General features: G+C 40.1%; 20 protein-coding genes and 1 pseudogene. 8 read left to right on the top strand and 13 right to left on the bottom strand.

Annotated elements, in window-relative coordinates; genetic code table 11:
- The first annotated feature begins 65 nt into the window (after window positions 1–65).
- The 5 genes from CI957_RS01255 (at window position 66) to pyk (ending at window position 5261) form a co-directional block, all read left to right on the top strand.
- On the top strand, window positions 66–2018 hold the full coding sequence (locus CI957_RS01255; RefSeq protein WP_164908991.1) for a diphthine--ammonia ligase: 1953 nt from the start codon (window positions 66–68) through the stop codon (window positions 2016–2018).
- Window positions 2011–2208: a hypothetical protein gene (locus tag CI957_RS01250; RefSeq protein ID WP_128754055.1), complete on the top strand. Its 198-nt coding sequence runs from the start codon at window positions 2011–2013 to the stop codon at window positions 2206–2208. Before CI957_RS01255 ends, CI957_RS01250 begins: the two co-directional genes overlap by 8 nt.
- 133 nt (window positions 2209–2341) lie before the next feature.
- On the top strand, window positions 2342–2743 hold the full coding sequence (tnpA, locus tag CI957_RS01245) for an IS200/IS605 family transposase (protein WP_096711811.1): 402 nt from the start codon (window positions 2342–2344) through the stop codon (window positions 2741–2743).
- The gene (locus CI957_RS01240) at window positions 2740–3792 is read left to right on the top strand and encodes an RNA-guided endonuclease TnpB family protein (protein ID WP_096711812.1); all 1053 of its coding nucleotides are present in this window, start codon (window positions 2740–2742) and stop codon (window positions 3790–3792) included. The genes tnpA and CI957_RS01240 overlap by 4 nt, the downstream gene beginning before the upstream one ends.
- Before the next feature lie 35 nt (window positions 3793–3827).
- Window positions 3828–5261, top strand: coding sequence for a pyruvate kinase (gene pyk / locus CI957_RS01235; protein ID WP_096711417.1), 1434 nt, complete (start codon window positions 3828–3830; stop codon window positions 5259–5261).
- 2 nt (window positions 5262–5263) lie between these two features.
- Here pyk and CI957_RS01230 read toward each other — a convergent pair whose 3' ends face one another.
- From CI957_RS01230 to CI957_RS01220, 4 genes are all read right to left on the bottom strand, one after another.
- Entirely contained in the window at window positions 5264–6340 is a 1077-nt protein-coding gene (locus CI957_RS01230) for a (Fe-S)-binding protein (protein ID WP_096711418.1), read from the bottom strand.
- 112 nt (window positions 6341–6452) lie between these two features.
- A complete protein-coding gene (locus CI957_RS11025) occupies window positions 6453–6584 on the bottom strand; it encodes a hypothetical protein (protein ID WP_277749676.1) in 132 nt (43 codons plus the stop codon).
- A 61-nt stretch (window positions 6585–6645) separates the two neighbouring features.
- Window positions 6646–7116 (bottom strand): DUF2953 domain-containing protein, encoded by a 471-nt coding sequence (locus CI957_RS01225; protein ID WP_164908990.1) that lies wholly within the window; start codon window positions 7114–7116, stop codon window positions 6646–6648.
- A 180-nt stretch (window positions 7117–7296) separates the two neighbouring features.
- Window positions 7297–7704 (bottom strand): GerW family sporulation protein, encoded by a 408-nt coding sequence (locus tag CI957_RS01220; RefSeq protein ID WP_128754053.1) that lies wholly within the window; start codon window positions 7702–7704, stop codon window positions 7297–7299.
- A gap of 217 nt (window positions 7705–7921) precedes the next feature.
- Here CI957_RS01220 and CI957_RS01215 point away from each other — a divergent pair, with 217 nt between their 5' ends.
- On the top strand, window positions 7922–8479 hold the full coding sequence (locus CI957_RS01215; RefSeq protein WP_128754052.1) for a flavodoxin family protein: 558 nt from the start codon (window positions 7922–7924) through the stop codon (window positions 8477–8479).
- A 52-nt stretch (window positions 8480–8531) separates the two neighbouring features.
- On the opposite strand, the gene CI957_RS01210 is transcribed toward CI957_RS01215, so the two are convergent.
- A complete protein-coding gene (locus tag CI957_RS01210) occupies window positions 8532–9095 on the bottom strand; it encodes a class I SAM-dependent methyltransferase (protein ID WP_096711422.1) in 564 nt (187 codons plus the stop codon).
- A 106-nt stretch (window positions 9096–9201) separates the two neighbouring features.
- Here CI957_RS01210 and CI957_RS10815 point away from each other — a divergent pair.
- A pseudogene (locus CI957_RS10815) lies at window positions 9202–9750 on the top strand (GNAT family N-acetyltransferase).
- Window positions 9751–9812: 62 nt separating this feature from the next.
- On the opposite strand, the gene CI957_RS01195 reads toward CI957_RS10815, so the two are convergent.
- From CI957_RS01195 to CI957_RS01160, 8 genes are all read right to left on the bottom strand, one after another.
- Window positions 9813–10097 carry a hypothetical protein gene (locus CI957_RS01195; protein ID WP_096711425.1) on the bottom strand — a complete coding sequence of 95 codons (285 nt, stop codon included), beginning with the start codon at window positions 10095–10097 and terminating at the stop codon, window positions 9813–9815.
- A 678-nt stretch (window positions 10098–10775) separates the two neighbouring features.
- Entirely contained in the window at window positions 10776–11966 is a 1191-nt protein-coding gene (gene larC / locus CI957_RS01190) for a nickel pincer cofactor biosynthesis protein LarC (RefSeq protein ID WP_096711426.1), read from the bottom strand.
- Between the two features lie 5 nt (window positions 11967–11971).
- Window positions 11972–12763: a nickel pincer cofactor biosynthesis protein LarB gene (gene larB, locus CI957_RS01185; protein WP_128754051.1), complete on the bottom strand. Its 792-nt coding sequence runs from the start codon at window positions 12761–12763 to the stop codon at window positions 11972–11974.
- A gap of 155 nt (window positions 12764–12918) precedes the next feature.
- Window positions 12919–14121 (bottom strand): aldo/keto reductase, encoded by a 1203-nt coding sequence (locus CI957_RS01180; protein ID WP_096711428.1) that lies wholly within the window; start codon window positions 14119–14121, stop codon window positions 12919–12921.
- Between the two features lie 410 nt (window positions 14122–14531).
- Entirely contained in the window at window positions 14532–15701 is a 1170-nt protein-coding gene (locus CI957_RS01175; RefSeq protein WP_128754050.1) for an iron-containing alcohol dehydrogenase, read from the bottom strand.
- Window positions 15702–15820: 119 nt separating this feature from the next.
- The gene (locus tag CI957_RS01170; protein WP_096711429.1) at window positions 15821–16948 is read right to left on the bottom strand and encodes an MBL fold metallo-hydrolase; all 1128 of its coding nucleotides are present in this window, start codon (window positions 16946–16948) and stop codon (window positions 15821–15823) included.
- A gap of 69 nt (window positions 16949–17017) precedes the next feature.
- Window positions 17018–17605, bottom strand: coding sequence for a TetR/AcrR family transcriptional regulator (locus tag CI957_RS01165; protein WP_096711430.1), 588 nt, complete (start codon window positions 17603–17605; stop codon window positions 17018–17020).
- Window positions 17606–18137: 532 nt separating this feature from the next.
- Entirely contained in the window at window positions 18138–18356 is a 219-nt protein-coding gene (locus CI957_RS01160) for a hypothetical protein (RefSeq protein ID WP_181079404.1), read from the bottom strand.
- Window positions 18357–18545: 189 nt separating this feature from the next.
- On the opposite strand from CI957_RS01160, the gene CI957_RS01155 reads away from it, so the two are divergent.
- Window positions 18546–19274: a redoxin domain-containing protein gene (locus CI957_RS01155; protein ID WP_096711619.1), complete on the top strand. Its 729-nt coding sequence runs from the start codon at window positions 18546–18548 to the stop codon at window positions 19272–19274.
- Window positions 19275–19412: the final 138 nt, after the last annotated feature.

Raw genomic sequence — 19412 nt, 5'->3', positions numbered from 1 at the left:
ACATCATTAATAAAATCGGGAAAGGACAAACTGAAATTATAATGCCCACTGCAAATCATTTAGTAATGAAAATACAAGGAAAATCCAATACAAATGGAAATAAAAAATCAGCTATAACTATTGTAGATAATGGTTTATGTGAAAGTAAATCTCATGTCCTTGCAGAGAAACTGGACACTCTCCTGAAAGATGATAATGGGAAACTGCAAGATCCGGGACTGTATATCGAAGATTTAAAGAGAGACTTAATTGGTGGTTTTGCTTTCATAACAAGAAGCAATAAGTGGATTACCTGTGCAACTGATGTGCTAGGAGTGAAATCTCTATGGTATTCTACAGAAAATGGCTTTGCAGTTGCATCTGAAAAAAAATATCTTGAAATGACTGGTTACTATAATATTGAAAAAGTTGACCCGCGAAGTACCCCTAGTTATGATACCGAAGAGGGAACATTACATACATACAGTACCTATGAACTGAAACCATCAGTTGAACCTGCAACAAAGCAACCTGATGAAATCATAGAAGAATTATATCGGCTGCTTGGAGAATCTGTAAGCAGGTGTCTTCCTCCTTCCAGGATAGGAATTTTGTTTTCCGGAGGTGTGGATTCCACACTTGTAAGCATGCTGTGCAAAAAATATAGCAAGCAAGATATCTGTTGCTATGTAGCAGGACTTGAGAATGAGATACAAGCACCCGATGTACAGCATGCACGAAAAATAGCAAACGAGCTGGAGTTGCCTCTGAAAATTATTGAAGTATCTCTCGAGGAAACAGAAGAAATCCTAAAAAAAATCGTTCCCCTGATAGAAACTACAAGTGTACCCATGGCGGGGGTTGCCCTGCCAACTTATATAGCAGGTCGGGCAGCAAAAGAGGATGGGATCAACGTTCTTTTTACAGGTAGTGGGGCAGATGAAATGTTCGGTGGCTATAACAGGCACAAAAAAGCAACTGACCTGAACAGTGAATGTCTGAAGGATACACTCAACATCCATCTAAAAGATACTTATCGGGACGGTTTGATTGCATCCGAACTGGAGCTGGACTTACGCTCCCCTTTTCTGAACAGGCACGTTGCAGAATACGCTCTGGGAATCCCTGCTGCCCTTAAGCTTAATGAAAAAGGCAATAAGATGATACTGCGCCAGGTGGCTGAAAGGGCTGGAATTCCTGCAGAATTTGCACTCAGGAATAAAAAGGCTGCCCAGTATGGGAGCAAGTTTGACAGGGCTATCGAAAAACTTGCAAAACGAACTGGTTATAAAAATAAAACGGATTATCTGAAGAACATGGAAAAAAATTACAAACCCAAACTTGGAGTACTGTTCAGTTCGGGAAAAGATAGTCACTTTGCAATGTACAAAATGAAAGAGGCAGGATATCCGATCGAATGCCTGATAACAGTAAAAAGCAAAAATCCGGATTCCTATATGTTCCATACACCCAATATCAATATGGCATCCCTGCAATCCGAAGCCATGGGGATTCCCCTTCTTGAACAGGAGACAGCAGGGGAAAAGGAAGTTGAGCTTGATGATTTGAAAAAAGCAATCGAGAAGGCAAAAAAAGAATATGGGACCGAAGGAGTTGTAACCGGTGCCCTGTATTCAACTTACCAGAAAGAGCGAATAGAAGGTATCTGTTCAGAACTCGGAATGTATGTGTATTCACCTCTATGGCATATGGACCAGGAAGAAGAAATGCACAAATTGCTGGAAGAAAAATTTCATTTTCTATTCAGTAGCATAGCAGCTTATGGTTTAAACAACAAGTGGCTGGGTAAAGAAATTACCAAAAATGAGATCGATGAACTGGTAAAACTAAATGATAAAATAGGGCTGAATGTCGCCGGAGAAGGAGGAGAATTTGAAAGTTTTGTTCTTGACTGTCCCTTATATTCCAGAAGGATAGAAATAAAAAAGAGCACTGTCATAAATATTGATGAGTATACTGCACGCCTTAATATAGAGGATGCTATACTTGTACAAAAGGACAGGACACAAAATGAGTGATTATATGCCTACACCATCAAATGAACCAAAACAGATTAAGAAAAAAGAAGAAGAGCCGGGGGAAACTGCTGATGAGGAAATCGATGACTGGTGTGAACTTGTAAGCGGTGATGAACAGGAAGCAACAGAAACTGACCGCGAGATGAAAGAATGGTGCAAGGGAACTACATCCAAAAAGGAAGAAGAGTAATTATTGGCTTCCTTACGACTAATGGGGCGTAGGGGTAGAGAAAGCCTATGACTTTAGTCATAGGATGAATCATACCCCACTCATTTAGTTAATCACAAATGTTATATAGATGTCAGACATATAATACATTATAATGGCAACAGAGAGATGGAAACATAGCAATACAACGGTGTATAACATTGGTTTTCATTTAATATGGTGTCCTAAATATAGACGCAATGTTTTAGAAAATGAGATTGAAGCACGTTTAAAGGAACTTCTCTATAATAAAGCAGAAGAAATCGGAGTAATCATTGAAAAAATGGAAATAATGCCCGACCACGTTCATCTATTTGTGAAAACTACACCTACAATGAGTCCTCATTGGATTGTTCAACAATTGAAGGGTTATACATCTCGTATTTTAAGACAAGAATTTTCAGAAATGAGAACTAGACTCCCGACATTATGGACTCGAAGCTACTATTGTGAATCTGTAGGTCACATTTCGGAAACAACAGTTAAAAAATACATTGAGGAACAGAAAAATAAATGATACTCACATACAAAATCAAGCATCATCGAGATTTTTCCGATGAACTAAAAAAGGCTAAACAAGTAGCTCACTATGTATTAGAGCATCATCCGCATTCAGCTAAATTCAGTTCCAAAGATGTAAAACAATTCGGATTAAAATCAGTGATGAGCAATCAGATTATTCGTAAATACGGGCGTAATAAGAAGATAAAACGTGTCAATAAGGTTAAATTAACAATCCCTAAACAGGGAATCCAGTATGCCCCTGCATCACAAATTATCAAAATAACAGCATTGAAATTGGAACTTAAACATGAAATCCCCATCTACTTCGACACTATCAATCAGATTGAAGTAGATAACGAATATCTCTTTGTTTCTGTAACCCACAAAGAAAATTCAGAATATGAAGCTACAGAATGGTTAGGAGTAGACCGAAATACTACAGGTCATATAGCAGTCGTAGCATCTCCTGATACTGGAAAAATTATGAAACTCGGTAAATCAGGACAACATATTCATGAAAAATACAAACATATCCGTAAAAATCTACAAAAGAGAGGTAAATATCGAAAAGTAAAACAACTCAAAAACCGTGAAAGTAGAATCGTCCGAGACATTAACCACAAAATTAGCAAGAAGATAGTGGGTAATGCCTATGAAAATGGCTACGGAATCAAGCTCGAAGAACTCAAGGGCATCCGTAAGAACAAGAAACAAGCAAAGTCATTCCGTTATTCCTTGAATAGTTGGTCTTTCTATCAGTTCCAAATGATGATAGAATACAAAGCCAAACTACTTGGAGTTCCTATCGCTTATATCGACCCTGCATACACTTCTCAATCATGTAGCAGATGCGGTCATATAGGGGACAGAAATGGCAAAAACTTCCAGTGTCCTTCTTGTGGACACGTTGAACATGCGGACGTTAATGCAGCTTTCAACATTGCATTATCTCCAAACATAGTTCGATTTGCTACAGAAAGTGATGTAGCAAAGGGGAATACTGGTATCCCCAAAGCGGCAATGATTAGAAAGCAATCAACCGTAGAACCCCACGCACTTTAGTCGTGGGAGTATGTCAGAAACACATGAGTATAAATATGAAACTACCAGATCACCGTACCAAAATTGTATGCACGATTGGCCCGGCTTCCAGTCCCGAACCCGTACTCAGGCAATTGATACTTAAGGGGATGAATGTAGCCAGGATTAATTTTTCTCATGGTGATCTGGAAAAACACAGGGAAGTTATCCAAAGGATACGTAGTTTATCAACTGAGTTGGGAGTAACTGTGGCAATCCTTGCAGACCTGCCGGGCCCCAGAATAAGGGTTGGAGACCTGGAAAATGAACCTTTAACTCTTGAAAAGGGAGATACTGTTTATCTTACCCCTCTGGATATAGATGGTGGGAAAAACATCATACCGGTAAATTACAAAAGGCTTTATGAGAGTGTAAGCCCGGGTAGCAATGTATTTCTCAATGATGGTTTTATCCAGCTTAGATGTCTGGGTAATACCGATAAAGGGGTAGAATGCAAGGTTGAAATCGGGGGTTATCTCACATCCCACAAAGGAGTGAATTTGCCAGGCTCCCGGATCTTTCTGGATGCTGTTACGGATGATGACCTGAGATTCATGAAGTTTGCCCTGGAGGAAGGAGTAAACATATTCAGCCTCTCATTTGTAGAAAGTGCATCTGATATTGAAAAGTTGCGACAATTTGCCCAGCAGCATGGTGAGTCCATTTATGTCGTGGCAAAAATAGAAAGGGAAGAAGCGGTAAAAAACATAAATGATATTCTTGAGCATACCGATGCCATAATGCTTGCAAGAGGGGATCTGGGAGTGGAAACTCCGATCCAGCAAGTGCCGGTTTTGCAAAAAGAGATTATACATAAGGCAAACCTGCGGGGCAAACCTGTCATTACTGCAACACATATGCTTGAGTCAATGACAGAAAATATTCGTCCGACACGTGCAGAGGCCACTGATGTGTCCAATGCAATACTTGACGGAACCGATGCCCTGATGTTATCCGGGGAAACGGCAGTCGGAAAATACCCGATTGAAACCGTGTTGATGATGACTGGAATCGCTTCAAGGACCGAAAAATGGAGGAATGAAACTGGCTGGGGAACTGAATTGCTTACAAAAGGCATTGATGAACTTACCATGTCAGTTAGTGATGTTATTGCCCTGCAGGTTTACCAGGCCATCAAACGTTTGAAAGTAGACCACACTGTAACACCCACCATTTCCGGCCAGACTCCGCGCAGGATTTCCCGATTTAAACCCGATTGCTGGATATTCGCTATGAGCAGAAGCCAGGAAATATGTGAAACCCTTGCCCTTTCATATGGGGTTTATCCTATATATTCCCCGAATAAAGGTGGCAGCTGGGAACAAACTGCCTCTACATTGCTGAAAGAAAATCAGATAGCATCGGTGGGTGATCTTATAGTATTCACAGAAGGCCAGTCTCCCGGTAAGCCGGGAGGGACCAATATGCTGAAAATTTTTCAGATTGAATGATTTTAAAGTGTTTGTTCTGCAAGTAACGTAGAGATGTCTTTTATCGCTGGTTTTGGTTCTCCTGAAACACTTTCCAGATGATACTGGCAAAAGGGACAGTAGCTTACAAGTGTCTTGCCTTCCTGAAGGTTTTCAAGGGTTAGATTTGCTATCTTACCGGAAATTTCCGGGAAATTGGGTTTGACACCTGCCGGTGCACCACAACAAACCGTACCTTCAAACAGTTCTTTTATGGAATATCCCATAGCTGAGATCAATTGTCTGGGAACATTCTTTTCTTTCCTCATGGGACATGCATCCCTCAGAGAAACCGTACCTGTGGTCTTACGTGGCTGCAGTCTGCCTTCCCTGACAAGCTCACTGAAGAGGTCAAGAGAAAATACCACTTTGAATTCCGGTTTTTTGCCTAATTTTGCATACTCTTTCCCGATGACCTCGTAACATCCCGGACATGAGACTACCAGTTTTTTTATTCCCTGTGATTCGATGTAATCCACATATTTACGTGCATGTTCTGCAGCTTCATCCAGATGACCGTTATCAATCAGGAAAAGGCCACAGCATTTTTCCTCTTTAAGTAACATGGGTTTGATATCTGCAGCATTCAGTAATCGGATCGTTGAGCGTGCAATCTCCGGCTGAGCAAAGGATGCCCAGCAGCCACCCATGTAAGCAATTTCTGATTTTTCAGCGATTACCAGATCATTGGTTACCCAGTCAAAACGATGAGCATCGTCCATATGTCCCGGCACATTATTTACAAGAATGTTCTGACAGATCTTTCCGGTTTTCTCCGGTTCCCTGCCCTGCTCTGCGAGCAGTTGTCTTTCCCTCTGTATAATATCCGTGATTGGAATGTCCACAGGACAGACATCATCGCAGGCACCACAGCGTGTCGAAAGATACACATTGTTCATTTCGTCTTCTGTAAGTTCTTTTCCTGCTTCAATACGGTCAAGCAGGGATATTTTAGCCCGGGGCGTAAAAGAATCATTACCCGTAACTTTTGTAACAGGACATACATCAAGACATTTGTTACATTCGATACATGAATCTGCAAGTTCCTGTAAATTTATCATAAGCTACCTCCGAATATATTCTGTTATAAAATTATGTTTTCGTATATTAATAAATAAGTAATTATTTGTACAAAAATAAGAAAAAATATCAGTTAATATACATCAGCCCCAGTTACTGATGATGTGCCTTCCTGACAGTTTCGTCACCATTGCCGTAATCTGTACAACCTATTACCAAAAATCGGCTCAACAGGATTTCAAGTACAATCATTGTCTTTTTCACATAATCCCCCTTAATGTCCATTACAAAATAATGTGTCCTGTAGAATTATAAATATGCTGCTTAAATTTTGGCATTTAATGGGTCAATATTTATTCTTCAAAGATATCCACAGGTTTTTGATCACAACCTTTCTGGAAAAAAACCGTAGTAATCCCGGCATAAATCTGTACAGCCTGATACGAAAACTTCCAGAGGCATCTATTTCTAAAATTTCATTATTAAAACAGGGAACAATCTGATAATTACATTGAGGGCAACTGCGCTTAACTATTCCAAGAGCCGCATGTAAAAATCCACACAGAATGCCTGTATATGCGGGATCATCAAAACCATATCTCATATCAAGAGAAAGAGAACGAAAATGGATAGCTTTTAAGATATCTGATACAAACCTGAGGAGGGGATTTTTTATCTCAAAGAAAATAGAAGAATACGATGATAGATCATTTACAATCGTTGGGTTGTTTTTTACCGAACGATCTGTTTTAATTTCATCCTCTTGTTCTTTATTTTTTTTATTGCTGGAAGGTTTGATATTTCTGGAGATTCCCAACCAGGTTATTTTCAGGTTTGTTTTGTAACTGTTTCTTTCTAATGTAAACCTGTATGTTACATCAAATGCGACAAAAAGGAATAAAATTGCCACTACCAAAAGCAGCAAAATTACAGAAAAAATAATCATAGGCCACATAGACCCGGATACTTAAATTGCCCGTCTCCTAACGGAAACAGGTTAGTCTTTTTCCTCATTATCTGACTCTTCTTTTACTTCTTCAGGTCTGTCAGAGGCATGCTTATTCCCTTTCATTCCTTTGAATTTCCCGATTAGTTCCGGAACTGCTTCAATGACCTTATCAATATCGCCTTTGCCGGATACACGCAACAACTTTACGTCTTCTTCAGATATAACAAGAAATGCAACAGGATCTATTTTTGCACCTGCACCGCCGCCGCCACCAAAGCTCGATTCGGTTGCACTTTTCTTACCTTCACCGCCACCGCTACCAAAACCAAAGGATACTTTGCTGATGGGTATGATAGTTTTTCCACCTGCTTCCATAGCTTCCCCTACAACGGTTTTAGTGCTGACCAGTCTCTCAAGTTCCTCAGAGACCTCTTTCATTACATCTTCTACTCCCATATTGACACTCCCTGATATTCGATAGTTTTTGATATAATAAGATGGGTACTGTTACTTAAAAAGATAATCCAGCATTTTCTGGAGGTGAAAAACTTATAGTTACATGTTAAACAGAAGTATGTGATAAAACTTAAGTATATAAACACATACTTACACATCACATTATGTTTCTAAAAGAAATTGAAAATAATTATTAAAGCCAGATGGATGTGGAACAATGAAAGTTGTAGGTTTTGTAGGAAGCCCACGTAAAGATGGGAATACAGATGTACTTGTACAGCAAGTTCTTGACGGTGCCTCTGAGAACGGTGCAGATATCAGGAAATTCAACATCAATGCGATGGATTTTACGGGATGTCAGGCATGCGGCTACTGTAAAGTCCATGAAAGATGCAAACTCGATGATGATATGGAAAAAGCTCTGGATGCAATCATTGATGCTGATGGTATTGTTTTTGGCTCACCCATTTATTTCGGCCAATTTACCGGACAGGCACGCTCATTCATAGACAGGTTATATTCCCTGATTAACCCGGATTTCTCTCCGCGTATCAATGCCGGTAAAAAACTTGTATTGGTGGGTTCCCAGGGGTTCCCCGAAAAGAATCAGTACAAACCGGTATTTGAAGAATTGGGAGGGCTGATGAACCAGTTTTTCGGAATGGAAATCAAGAATACATTGCTTGGTACCGGATACTATGAGCCCGGAGCAGTCAAAGATAACACTGAATTAATGGATGAGGCAAAAACTGCCGGAAAAGAATTGCTCGACTGATTACCAACATTCCTGCCTGTGTATTTTCATATCACAGGCATAAATTTACTTCTTACTTACGGAAAACACCGGTATAATGTGGCCATCTGAAATACTCCCCATGCCTGCCGGAAAGTTCTGAAAGACCTGCTTTTTTCATGTGTTCTACAATTTCTACAGGGGACATACCATGATCATGCTTGGTTGGCTCCCTGATGTAGACAAGACCGGTTCCCTTAAGTTTGCCTGCAAGGGAGTTTAATATTTCCTGTCTGTCCTTTTCCTCAATATCATGGAGGACAAAATGAATGAAAACGGAATCAAAATAATTATCAGGCAGATCTGCATCTTCGATCTTTTCACAGATAAACTCAACGTTGGAAAAGTCCTTCATCCGTTTTTTTGCTTTCTCCAGCCAGAAAGCAGAGGTGTCAATGCAAACCAGATTGCCGCTGTCTGAAAGGGCGTTTGCTATATGCTTTGAAACAGCGCCTCCTCCGCATCCAAAATCCAGAATATTTTCATCACCTTTCAACTGTAGACCCTGAATATATTGCTTATAGCGGAAACTTCCCAGACGGTTCCAGAGCACTTCCATTCGCAACTTTTCAAAAAAGCCAGGGTTATCAAAGCTCATGTAATATAATCAATAATCTATTTCATTAGTTTTTCGCCAAATCCCAAACATTGCAATATAATTTTCTTTGATATCAGCAACGGTAATATACATAAGTCTTTGAACCATGTGTATATCCATGCCAGCAAGAATACATGAAATCATAGAATCCAAAAGGCTTATCATAAGGCCGCTGGAGGAGAAAGATTTTACTGGTTTTCACAGGTTTATTTCAAATGATAAAGCTACAAAATATTTTTTCTTCAGCCAAAAACCTGCATCCTATAAAGATACTCGCAGGTTTTTCCGTAAAACAATGAAAAACTACGATGAACCAGATCAGGTCTATGCCTATACTGTTGCAAAAAAGAGCAGTGATGAATTTGTCGGTTCTGTTGGAATGCTTCCTGACCCGGATAAGGGAGCTTAGCAGGTTTACTGGTCCATTTTACCAAAGCACTGGAACCGGGGATTTGCAACCGAGGCTATCCAAATATTCTTGCATCACGCTTGCCGCAAACTGGATTGCAAGCAGTTCATCGCTTTTTCGCATGAGGATAACATTGCTTCCAGGAAAGTTGCTAAAAAAATCGGTATGAAAAATGAAGGACCTACAAAGGTAAAAGGGGTTAAACATAGACCCCTGCGCTATACACTGGACAATTGTCAATATTGAATATGGACATTCAATCGACCAATTTCAATTAAAAGAACTGATTAAAAATCGATTCAAAAAAGTTAAGCAGGATTTTGTTTTGTAGACAGGCGATTTAAATCGGCGATTAATTTTTTAGTGTCCACATTCTGCTTGTTTGCGATCTGGCATATTTCATCATATAATAGAATAAGTTCCATTTCGTATTCCGATTCTCCCTTGACTCTGGACCAATAATCCAAAAATATATCCCTTTCAAATTCGACAAAATTACCAGCTATTTTTAAGAAAATTGCCAGTGGATTTGTTTCTACAATCTTCCCAACTTTGCCAGTCTCATTATTCTTATAAAATTCCCCATGTCTCATCTGTTATTCACCTCCAATTCCAACTACATATTTGATTTTCTAATTTATTAAGCATAGCGACAGGTTTGGACTTCGGGGCTTGTATTTTCAATTTTTATATCTTTGACCTTAACATTAATTGCTTCACTGACCCTTAACGGTGGGGTGTACATCAACAGAGCCGACATTTTATAATCTCAAACAAATTAACTTTTAATCTGCAAAAAAATATTAAAAGAACAGGTTGGAGCATTCAATAATAAAAAATGTAAAAACTCATAGTAAAAATATATGGGTATGAATAAAAATAAAAGGAATGTATGTGATTTATTCCAGAATGAAAATCTGATACTCCCATTAAATCTATGATTTAATAATCTGTCAAATGATTACTTAAACTTTATCGATATAGCTATGCCTGTAGCTGAAGATCTAATCTTTCAATTATCTATGGGTCGGAAGGCGCATGGTTCCAAAACCGATTATTGAAAGTTCATCCCCGTTCTTTGGCATTTTCCTGTATAACATTAAACTCCTCCCGCATTTTTGAATTATTAGCTTGATTCTCATTAATCTTTGATTGAATCCTTGTTTTTAAGACAAATCAATCTGTTACCTTTATGCCTGATTGAGTAATCACTCAAAAGTAATTGGGTAATCAAATTCATTGGTTTTTATTAACGAAGCTTTTTGGAAATATCAAGAGAAGAGCTTTCTTGCTGCCTCCTCTGCCCATTTTATAACTTCCTTTACAGGGATACCACTTGTTTTAGCAATCACTTTACAATCCTCGAACTCAGCAGAGATATTGAGCAGGACACCTTCTGAATCCCTGGCAATCTTCACCGCGGTTTCATAGATTTCCCCTTCAATTTCAAATTTAAGTGACTCTATCCTTCTGTCAGCCATTAACCTGTGCCGGGTTGGTATTACCCGTACTCCTAGGGACCCAGTCTCGATAATGATCTTCCGTGCGAGTTTTGCAGTATCCTCAGGCTTTGCAATGACCTTGATAATATGGGCTGGGCGGCCTTTTTTCATTGTTGCCGGAACGATTGCAACATCCCTTGCTCCCATAGCAAGCAATTCCTCGAACAGGTTACCCAACACTTCTCCGCTTACATCGTCAGCATTTGTCTCAAGTACTTCTATCATATCCGGGACCAGGCCGGAATACAGCTCAGAAATCACTCCCTGGAGCACGTTTGGTCCTCTAAGCTCGGCATCTCCAGCTCCATACCCTGTTGAAATTACCCTGCCCTGGGGAAAAGTCTCCACAGGTCTTGCAAAGTGAGAAAGGATCGCAGCTCCTGTGGGAGTCAGAAGTTCTTTTTGCTCATTCCCACCTCTGAAATAGAGTTTTCCTTTCCTGAGCACTTCAAGTGTAGCCGGAGCTGGTACAGGCAGGGTCCCATGTGCGCATTCTATTGTACCGCTTCCCACATTGATAGGAGTGCAGTAAACAGAATCACATCCAAGAGAATGAATAGCTGCCGAAGACCCGATGACATCTACAAGTGCATCACTCTGGCCTACCTCATGGAAATGAAGTTTCTCAAGATCATCTACTCTATGAATCAAGCTTTCAGCTTCTGCCATCTTTAAAAAGATATCAAGGGCACTTGCCTCCACCCTGGGAGGCAGTTTTGCCTCCTTTATCGTGTCTAAAAGTTCTGGATATGTGCGTGAATGTTCTCTTTCAGGTACATTGATCTTGACATCAATAGCTTTTATTCCTTTTTTCACTACTTCCCTTATATCCACAGAAACAGGAGCAGAGGCTTCTATAAGTTCTTTTAGGGCTTGCCTGTCAGCTCCGAGGTCCAGAGTACATCCAAGGATCATATCTCCGGCGGCTCCGGAAAAAGGATTGAATATTAGTGATCTCATAATTTTTATTCCTGTTCTTGTTTACATCCTGCTCCTGCGGATGCGATCATGTTCGCTATCCTCGCCGCATATGCTCCTGCAACAAAACCTGCATCGATATTTACGACTGCAAGTGTGGAACAGGACTGGAGCATTGACATCAGAGCAGCTTCTCCTTTGCCACCTGCACCATATCCTGTGGAAACAGGAAGACCTATCACAGGCACATCAACAAGTCCTGAAACTATTGTGGGAAGTGTGCCTTCCCTTCCGGCTGCAACTACTATAGCCCCAGGATTCTTCGATTTCAAATTCTGAAGTTCGGGAACTAACCTGTGGATTCCTGCAACCCCTACATCGTATACGGTAACAGTTTCACATCCCATCTCAGAAGCCACAACCTTTGCCTCTTCTGCGGCTGGAATATCTGCCGTGCCTGCGGAAATGATACCTACAACTCCACCGGTTGCGGGTGCATGAGTGCCATCATGGACCACAACCGTACGGGATCGGCTGTTCCATTCAAACTCATCTTCGCGGAATGCCGCCCTCAGGACTTCAAAATGTTTTTCAGATACACGAGTGATAAGGGCTCGCTTGCTCTGTGAAACCATGACCCTTGCAATTTCCACAACATCATCAGGCTCTTTACAATCGGCAAGAACAGCCTCGACAACTCCCGTTCTGCATTTCCTGTGAGAATCAATTTTTGCTATATCGGAGTAGGATACAAAACCAAGACCACGTGCATGCTGTTCCGCAGTCTCAATATCTATTTTTCCATCTTTGACATCTTTGAAGAGATCTGTGAGTTCCATGTGATAACCCCTTTACTAAAAAAAATAATAATTCAAAGTTCACGAAATAATGAATAAATAAAAACGGAATATTGTCTGGTATTTCAGTAAAGAACCTGAAACAATATTCCTTGTTGTATTTTTGTGGCAGATAATTTATGCTGTTTTATACATGCTTAAACATCTCCATTAAACATCTCCTTTGCCATGGCAATCCTCTGCTCAAGATCGGACCCTTCAAGTTCGCTAACTACGGAATCAAGAATATTTGGTATGTCAATATGCTGTGGGCATTTATCAAGACATTGTCCACACTGGATACAAAGGGATGCAAAACCGCCTCTACCTGCACCAACAGCACCGCCTAAACGTGCAGCATACATAAGTCTTACTGTTTCGGGATCATCCTCCAGGTAAAGGTTGTTGTACAGATCAAAACAAACTGGAATATTCACACCTGACGGGCAAGGCATGCAATATTGACAACCGGTACATTCTACCTTCATCAATTCACGGTATTTATTTTCCACTCTTTTCACAAGTTGTAGTTCTTCTTCTGTAAGTGAATTTGGATGTGCTTCTCCTGCAACCCTGAGATTCTCTTCAATATGGGCTTCTTCGTTCATACCGGAAAGAACCACAGTAACTTCCGGATGGTTCCATACCCAGCGAAGAGCCCATTCAGCAGGTGATCTTTTCTTTGGTGCCTCATTCCATATTTCTTCCACATCTTGTGGTACAGTTTTTGTAAGGGTTCCTCCACGAAGAGGTTCCATTACTATAACACCAAGATTTTTAGAAGCTGCATATTTCAGACCCTCTTTACCTGCCTGGTTCATTTCATCCAGATAGTTGTACTGGATCTGGCAGAAGTCCCAGTTATAAGCATCTACTATGCGATTGAAATCCTTTGATGCTCCGTGAAAAGAAAAACCTGCATTTATAATGCGACCATCAGCTTTGGCTTTGTCAAGGAAATCAGCTACACCTAATTTTTCAATACTGTCCCACAGGTCACCAACAAGAGAATGTAAGAGATAATAGTCAATATGATCGGTGTTCAGTTTCTCAAGCTGGGCATTCAGGTACTTATCCATATCCTCTCTCGTTTCTATAAGGAATGAAGGGAGCTTTGTTGCGATTTTCACTTTTTCGCGGTATCCGTCAGCAAGAGCACGACCCAGGAATGGCTCGCTTGCTCCCATGTGGTATGGCCATGCAGTATCAACATAGTTCACTCCCTGATCGATCGCATAGCGCAGCTGCTTAGTTGCCCTTTCTTCATCTATACTACCGTCTTCTTTTGAAGCGAGGCGCATGCATCCGAATCCAAGAATTGAAAGCTCGTCTGTGTTCTTTGGCATTTTTCTGTATAACATTCTAGTTCTCCTTAGGTTTTGAATTGCACAAGATAATAAAACTGCGGGTGACTGAACAGTCAGTCATAAATGGATTTGCTAGTATATATTTGCTTTGATTGACCAATCACTCACAGACGACGCCAAATTGATACTCGGTCATGAACCATCCTATGTTGCTGACCATGCTCTAATGACTCTCCTTTAATCAACAAATTGTCCAGCATAAATCCAAAAGTAATGATTAGTCTCTCTGAAAATAATCAAGAACATATTAACCCATGATTTATACTATAACATTTTTGCATTATTCAGACATGTGCCATTCCCAAAAGCGGATTGCGATCACTCATAGACGATGCCAAAAAGAATTTAGAGCCGATTTTATTCTGATAATTGTTCAGTTGTAAAAAATAATGAGTTGAGAATCCTTACTTGTAGGAAGCCTCATAGATGGCAACACAGTCATCAATACTAAGTTCGGTCCTGTCACATGTAAACAAAAAGCCCATAGTATCCTTTGCGTTCTTAGCCATTGTTTTGAATTCGTCCGGTGTGATACCGTAATCGGACATCCTGAGGTCTGCAACTCCACAGTCTTCCTGCAATTTCACCAGCATTTTGATGAAATCCATCGGCTCTTTGGCATCCTCCATTCCCATGACCTTTGCCATTTGTACGAACCTGTCATCACAGACATGCTTGTCAATAAAATGAGTAAAATACGCTTTGCTGATCATGATAAGACCTGCACCATGCGGAAGTTCCTGATGATAGGCTGACATTGCATGTTCCAGTGAATGCTGACTGGTGAGAATACCTACGCACATCACTGTACCGGAAAGTGTATTCCCGAAAGCAACCTTTTCACGTGCATCCAGATCATTCCCATTCTTCACAGTTTTTGCAAGATTTTTTGCGATATTCTCAATTGCGGTGATGGCATACATGTCGCTCATAAGATTGGCACCATTGGAAACGTACCCTTCAACACTGTGGAATAATGCATCAAATCCCTGGTATGCGGTAAACTTCGGTGGTACGGTCAGCATAAGCTCAGGATCGACAATAGCCAGGACCGGGAACAGTTCCTCATGTACAAACCCGGTCTTTTCATGCTTTTCTTCGTGAGTGATCACTGTACCCGAATCGGTCTCTGAACCTGTTCCGGCTGTAGTTGTAATGGCTATGACCGGCAGAGGGCTGTTCTTTAAGGGCATTCCTTTTCCGCTACCAGAAGGAATATAGTCCCAATAATCACCTTCATTGGTAGCCATTACAGCAATTGCCTTTGCTGCGTCCATACAGCTTCCACCACCCAAAGCAACAATAAAGTCACAATTGTTCTCTTTTACAAAAGCACCGCCAACCATAACTGTTGATCTTAAAGGGTTTGCTTCAACTTTATCGAAAACTACTGTTTCTACACCTGCCAGTTTCAGCTGCTCTTCAGTCCTTGCAAGATAGCCGTTCTCTCTTATTGACTTGCCTTTAGAGATAACGATCATAGCTTTTTTGCCAGGCATTTTCTGCTCATGCAGATTATTTAATTGACCTGCACCGAACAAGGTTCTGGTAGGTACATACATGTTATAACTCATATCAAATCCTCAATTTTCCTTTCCTGAAAAGTCTTATACATTCAATAACTCATATGATTGAGCAATCAGTCATTATATTTTGCATACTGTGCTTTTTTTTTGATTAATACATTTTTATGTCAGAAGTCCCACCATGAAGTAGAAGGCATTTGCAGGTCTGAATCTAACAGAACAGTCTCACCGATCATTGGAGCAATTATGTTCATATCTCTTTCATTTGCCTCTTCCAGCGCCCTTTCTATTGGTTTATCCCAGGCATGATTAGCCAGCGTGAATGCTCCCCAATGCATCAGCATCATTGTCTCACCATTTACATCCAGATTAGCCTGTACTGCTTGTTCCGGAAGCATATGAATCTCAGCCCATCTCTGGTCATATTGGGCTCCTTCGATCAGGGTGATGTCAAAAGGTCCGTATTTGTTTCCTATCTCCTTAAAATGCGGACCGTATCCACCGTCTCCACTGGTATATATTCGGCTTTTGTTTCCCAGAATGACCCAGCCACCCCATAATGTAGTATCAATGCTGAATGGATCTCGTCCGGAACCATGTCTGGAAGGTGTCAGAGCAACAGTCAGATCCTGGTACTTCGTTTCTTCCCACCAGTTGAGTTCTGTGATCTTCTCTTCGGGAATTCCCCATTTGATCAGATGAGCACTACACCCGAGAGGAACAAAGAAATGCGAAACTTTGCTGTTTAGTTTTACAATTGATTGGTAATCCAGGTGGTCGTAATGGTCATGCGAAATAAGAACTGCATCGATTGGCGTCATTTCATCAATTATATCCAGCATGATATCTTCGCTATATTCGTATCTGTTAATTCCCACAAATGAGACAGGGGAAGCAACAGGGCTCAGCATAGGATCAAGCAATAACTTTTTGCCATCAATATTAAGCAGAAAAGCAGAGTGTCCTAACCAGGTCAAACTATCGTTTTTACTTTTTATCTGTTCCCAGTCTATCGTATAAACAGGGATTGGACTTGCAGGATCACGGTCTGCAAACTCGGAAACTGAAGAATTATTTGCTGGTAGAGTATCTGATGGATCTCCGAATACACTTGTAGGCAACTCATTTACAAAATGTCCATCAACATAGTTACTTAAATGTTGATATGTTTCTTTTTGTTCTGTTGTTGGATCCCCGCCGAAAGCCGGATTTACATTCATAAATACTATTATGCCGACACAAAACAGAATAAAAAACAAGAATGAATGTAATGCGATCTTTTTGAGTTTGACCATTTATATCACTATTTTACATTTATCCTAAAATATGAACTAGATACAGAATGCCATATCAGTGATCGGTCATTAAAATAATAAATTATTCCTGGTCAGCCCGCTCCATACAACCTGAAATCCATTTTCTATAGCTCTATCCCTGTCCTGTGGTTCTGAGTAAAGAATATAGTCAACTATTGTTCTGCTTGACTGATAGAACATTGTTGTTATCATTTCTGCTGGGTAGTCCCCAAGCTCACCATTTGCTAATCCTTCCATCACAAGATCATGGAAGAAAACATACTCTTCCATAACTACTTCACGGGTATGGCTTGTTATGGAAGGAGAAGAACAGAACTGTCCGACAAAATGGAATTTTTCCTGATTCTCTATTCCCCATTCGACCAGATTATACCACATCTTCCTTAATTTTTCTCTGTAAGTTTTCTGTATCTGGACATCTTGTCCCATTCTACTGCTTAATTCTTCTTTTACCTCGAAATACAGGTCATTGATGAGATGTTCTTTTGTAGGAAAATAATTGAATAAAGTACCTGTGGCTACACCTGCTTCTTTTGATATCTGGGCAGTGGATGTGCCGTGGAAGCCCTTTTCAGTAAAGAGCTTTAGAGCCGCTTGCAAAAGGGCTGCTTTTTTGTTTTCTACCTGTTTTTTCATGAGTTATCGCTGGAATTGACTATTTAGTCATTTATGTACTAAAAATGATTTGCTACTTAAATACTTTTTGCACACATAAAAAGAAAAATTGAAATGTTGTATTTGTAAAGTATACCCCCCAAGAATTAATCAACAAAAAATTCGGTATCCATCAGTAAAAGGAATATCTCTTCATTGATTATCGTAAAATTTTATTTTTGTACCTGGTACTATTTATTTCGTAAGAACGTCTTTTTTGGGATAGTAATCTGAATAGATAGCTTCAGCCCGATTATAGCAACGACCTTTCTTACATTGAGATTGGCTGGTCAGGCGTGACACCATAGTAATTAGTTCCAGCCTTACCCCACGGACAGCATTCGGGCCTGTTATTCTCAATTCGATGTTCTGTAGTGTTTTGCACAGACTGTTACAAGGCGTGCACCTTTACAGATAATACAGAGTTTCTGCAATGAAAAAAAGCAAGATCCTCTAAGGGTACTTTGCGTTAAATAGAGCTCAGGTTATTTGAAATAAAAAGAAAGAGGGGTTTTTACTTCTTTTGCTTTGCGTATTCCACAAGAGCGTCCATTACACCCCACTTAAAAGCTACTACTACAGCGATACCCCATCCCCATGGTTCCAGGAATGTATATAGAATACCTGTGTCCACAAGCATGGTGTCCAGTGCAATGTGGTTTACTATCAGGAACAAAAATCCTCTAAGCAATGGAGTAAAGACCTCAGCTCCTTCTACATGCATGAATTGCAAGATAGTAAAATCAAAAATGGCACGTTCACTTTTTTGAAGTACGGGCGATCGATAAGATAAAAATATACAACCTTTGTTATAAATGGACGAAGTAAAAATTGCAAAAACCTAAATATACAACTACAAACTAAATATAAGAATAATCTGACAAATGACAAATGGGGTGTTATTGTGGAACAAAATGAATATATGACTATCAGAATTCCAATGATGGGGGAAATTGCTCCTTCTTTCAGGGCCCGTACCACACATGGGGAAGTGAATTTTCCAAAAGATTATGAAGGTAAATGGGTAATTTTTTTCAGTCATCCTGGAGACTTTACACCCGTATGCACCACAGAGTTCATGGTGTTTGCAAAGATGCAGGCAGAATTCAGGCAACTCAATACCGAACTTCTTGGCCTGTCAGTTGACAGTGTCCAATCACACATTTCCTGGTTGCGGTCTATAAAGGAAAAGGTGGAATTTAATGGCCTCTCGGGCATGGATGTGGAATTTCCTATAGTAGAAGACAAGGGGTTGTCAATAGTTAAAAAATATGGGATGCTCCAGCCTTCTGAGAACAAAAGATATATGCGCGATATCCAGTATATTCAGGCAGATAAGGCAACTGATGAAAACGAAATCATAAATACCCAACCTGTGAGGGGAATATTCATAATCGACCCGCAGTCACGCATCCGTTATATTGCCTTTTACCCAATTTCCAATGGCAGAAACCTTGATGAAATAAAACGCATCCTGCAGGCAATCCAGAAAACAGATTCACAAAATGTAGATACTCCTGTTAACTGGAATCCTGGTGATGATGTTATAGTATGTACTCCTCTTTCCTATGAAGATGCAAAGAAGCGCATGGAAGATAAAGAATTGAAATGTTCCGATTGGTACATTTGCCTTAAGAAGGATAAACCCTGATTCGCCCACTTACCACCTAAATCGGTTTACATGCCAAAATTGTTTTTTGGACTTCCCCATCACAGTCAATCAAACAATAATTATTAATTTACAAAGAAATTATAAATTATTTATTGTATTTGTTTTCCTCTTTGTGCT

This window comes from Methanohalophilus sp. WG1-DM, from assembly GCF_004104135.1.
Classification (GTDB): Archaea; Halobacteriota; Methanosarcinia; order Methanosarcinales; family Methanosarcinaceae; genus Methanohalophilus; species Methanohalophilus euhalobius.
Note: the sequence above shows the minus strand (reverse complement) of the source record. Positions and strands in the feature narration are given on the sequence as shown.

Coding starts and splice junctions, on each gene's coding strand:
- larC (WP_096711426.1), bottom strand. CDS start 11,966: ATGAGATCACTAATATTCAATCCTTTTTCCGGAGCCGCCGGAGATATG.
- CI957_RS01175 (WP_128754050.1), bottom strand. CDS start 15,701: ATGAGTTATAACATGTATGTACCTACCAGAACCTTGTTCGGTGCAGGT.
- CI957_RS01230 (WP_096711418.1), bottom strand. CDS start 6,340: ATGATAAATTTACAGGAACTTGCAGATTCATGTATCGAATGTAACAAA.
- CI957_RS01195 (WP_096711425.1), bottom strand. CDS start 10,097: ATGAGACATGGGGAATTTTATAAGAATAATGAGACTGGCAAAGTTGGG.
- CI957_RS01240 (WP_096711812.1), top strand. CDS start 2,740: ATGATACTCACATACAAAATCAAGCATCATCGAGATTTTTCCGATGAA.
- CI957_RS01155 (WP_096711619.1), top strand. CDS start 18,546: ATGACTATCAGAATTCCAATGATGGGGGAAATTGCTCCTTCTTTCAGG.
- larB (WP_128754051.1), bottom strand. CDS start 12,763: ATGGAACTCACAGATCTCTTCAAAGATGTCAAAGATGGAAAAATAGAT.
- CI957_RS01165 (WP_096711430.1), bottom strand. CDS start 17,605: ATGAAAAAACAGGTAGAAAACAAAAAAGCAGCCCTTTTGCAAGCGGCT.
- CI957_RS11025 (WP_277749676.1), bottom strand. CDS start 6,584: ATGGACATTAAGGGGGATTATGTGAAAAAGACAATGATTGTACTTGAA.
- CI957_RS01250 (WP_128754055.1), top strand. CDS start 2,011: ATGAGTGATTATATGCCTACACCATCAAATGAACCAAAACAGATTAAG.
- CI957_RS01220 (WP_128754053.1), bottom strand. CDS start 7,704: ATGGGAGTAGAAGATGTAATGAAAGAGGTCTCTGAGGAACTTGAGAGA.
- CI957_RS01255 (WP_164908991.1), top strand. CDS start 66: ATGAAAATACAAGGAAAATCCAATACAAATGGAAATAAAAAATCAGCT.
- CI957_RS01210 (WP_096711422.1), bottom strand. CDS start 9,095: ATGAGCTTTGATAACCCTGGCTTTTTTGAAAAGTTGCGAATGGAAGTG.
- CI957_RS01215 (WP_128754052.1), top strand. CDS start 7,922: ATGAAAGTTGTAGGTTTTGTAGGAAGCCCACGTAAAGATGGGAATACA.
- CI957_RS01170 (WP_096711429.1), bottom strand. CDS start 16,948: ATGGTCAAACTCAAAAAGATCGCATTACATTCATTCTTGTTTTTTATT.
- pyk (WP_096711417.1), top strand. CDS start 3,828: ATGAAACTACCAGATCACCGTACCAAAATTGTATGCACGATTGGCCCG.
- CI957_RS01180 (WP_096711428.1), bottom strand. CDS start 14,121: ATGTTATACAGAAAAATGCCAAAGAACACAGACGAGCTTTCAATTCTT.
- tnpA (WP_096711811.1), top strand. CDS start 2,342: ATGGCAACAGAGAGATGGAAACATAGCAATACAACGGTGTATAACATT.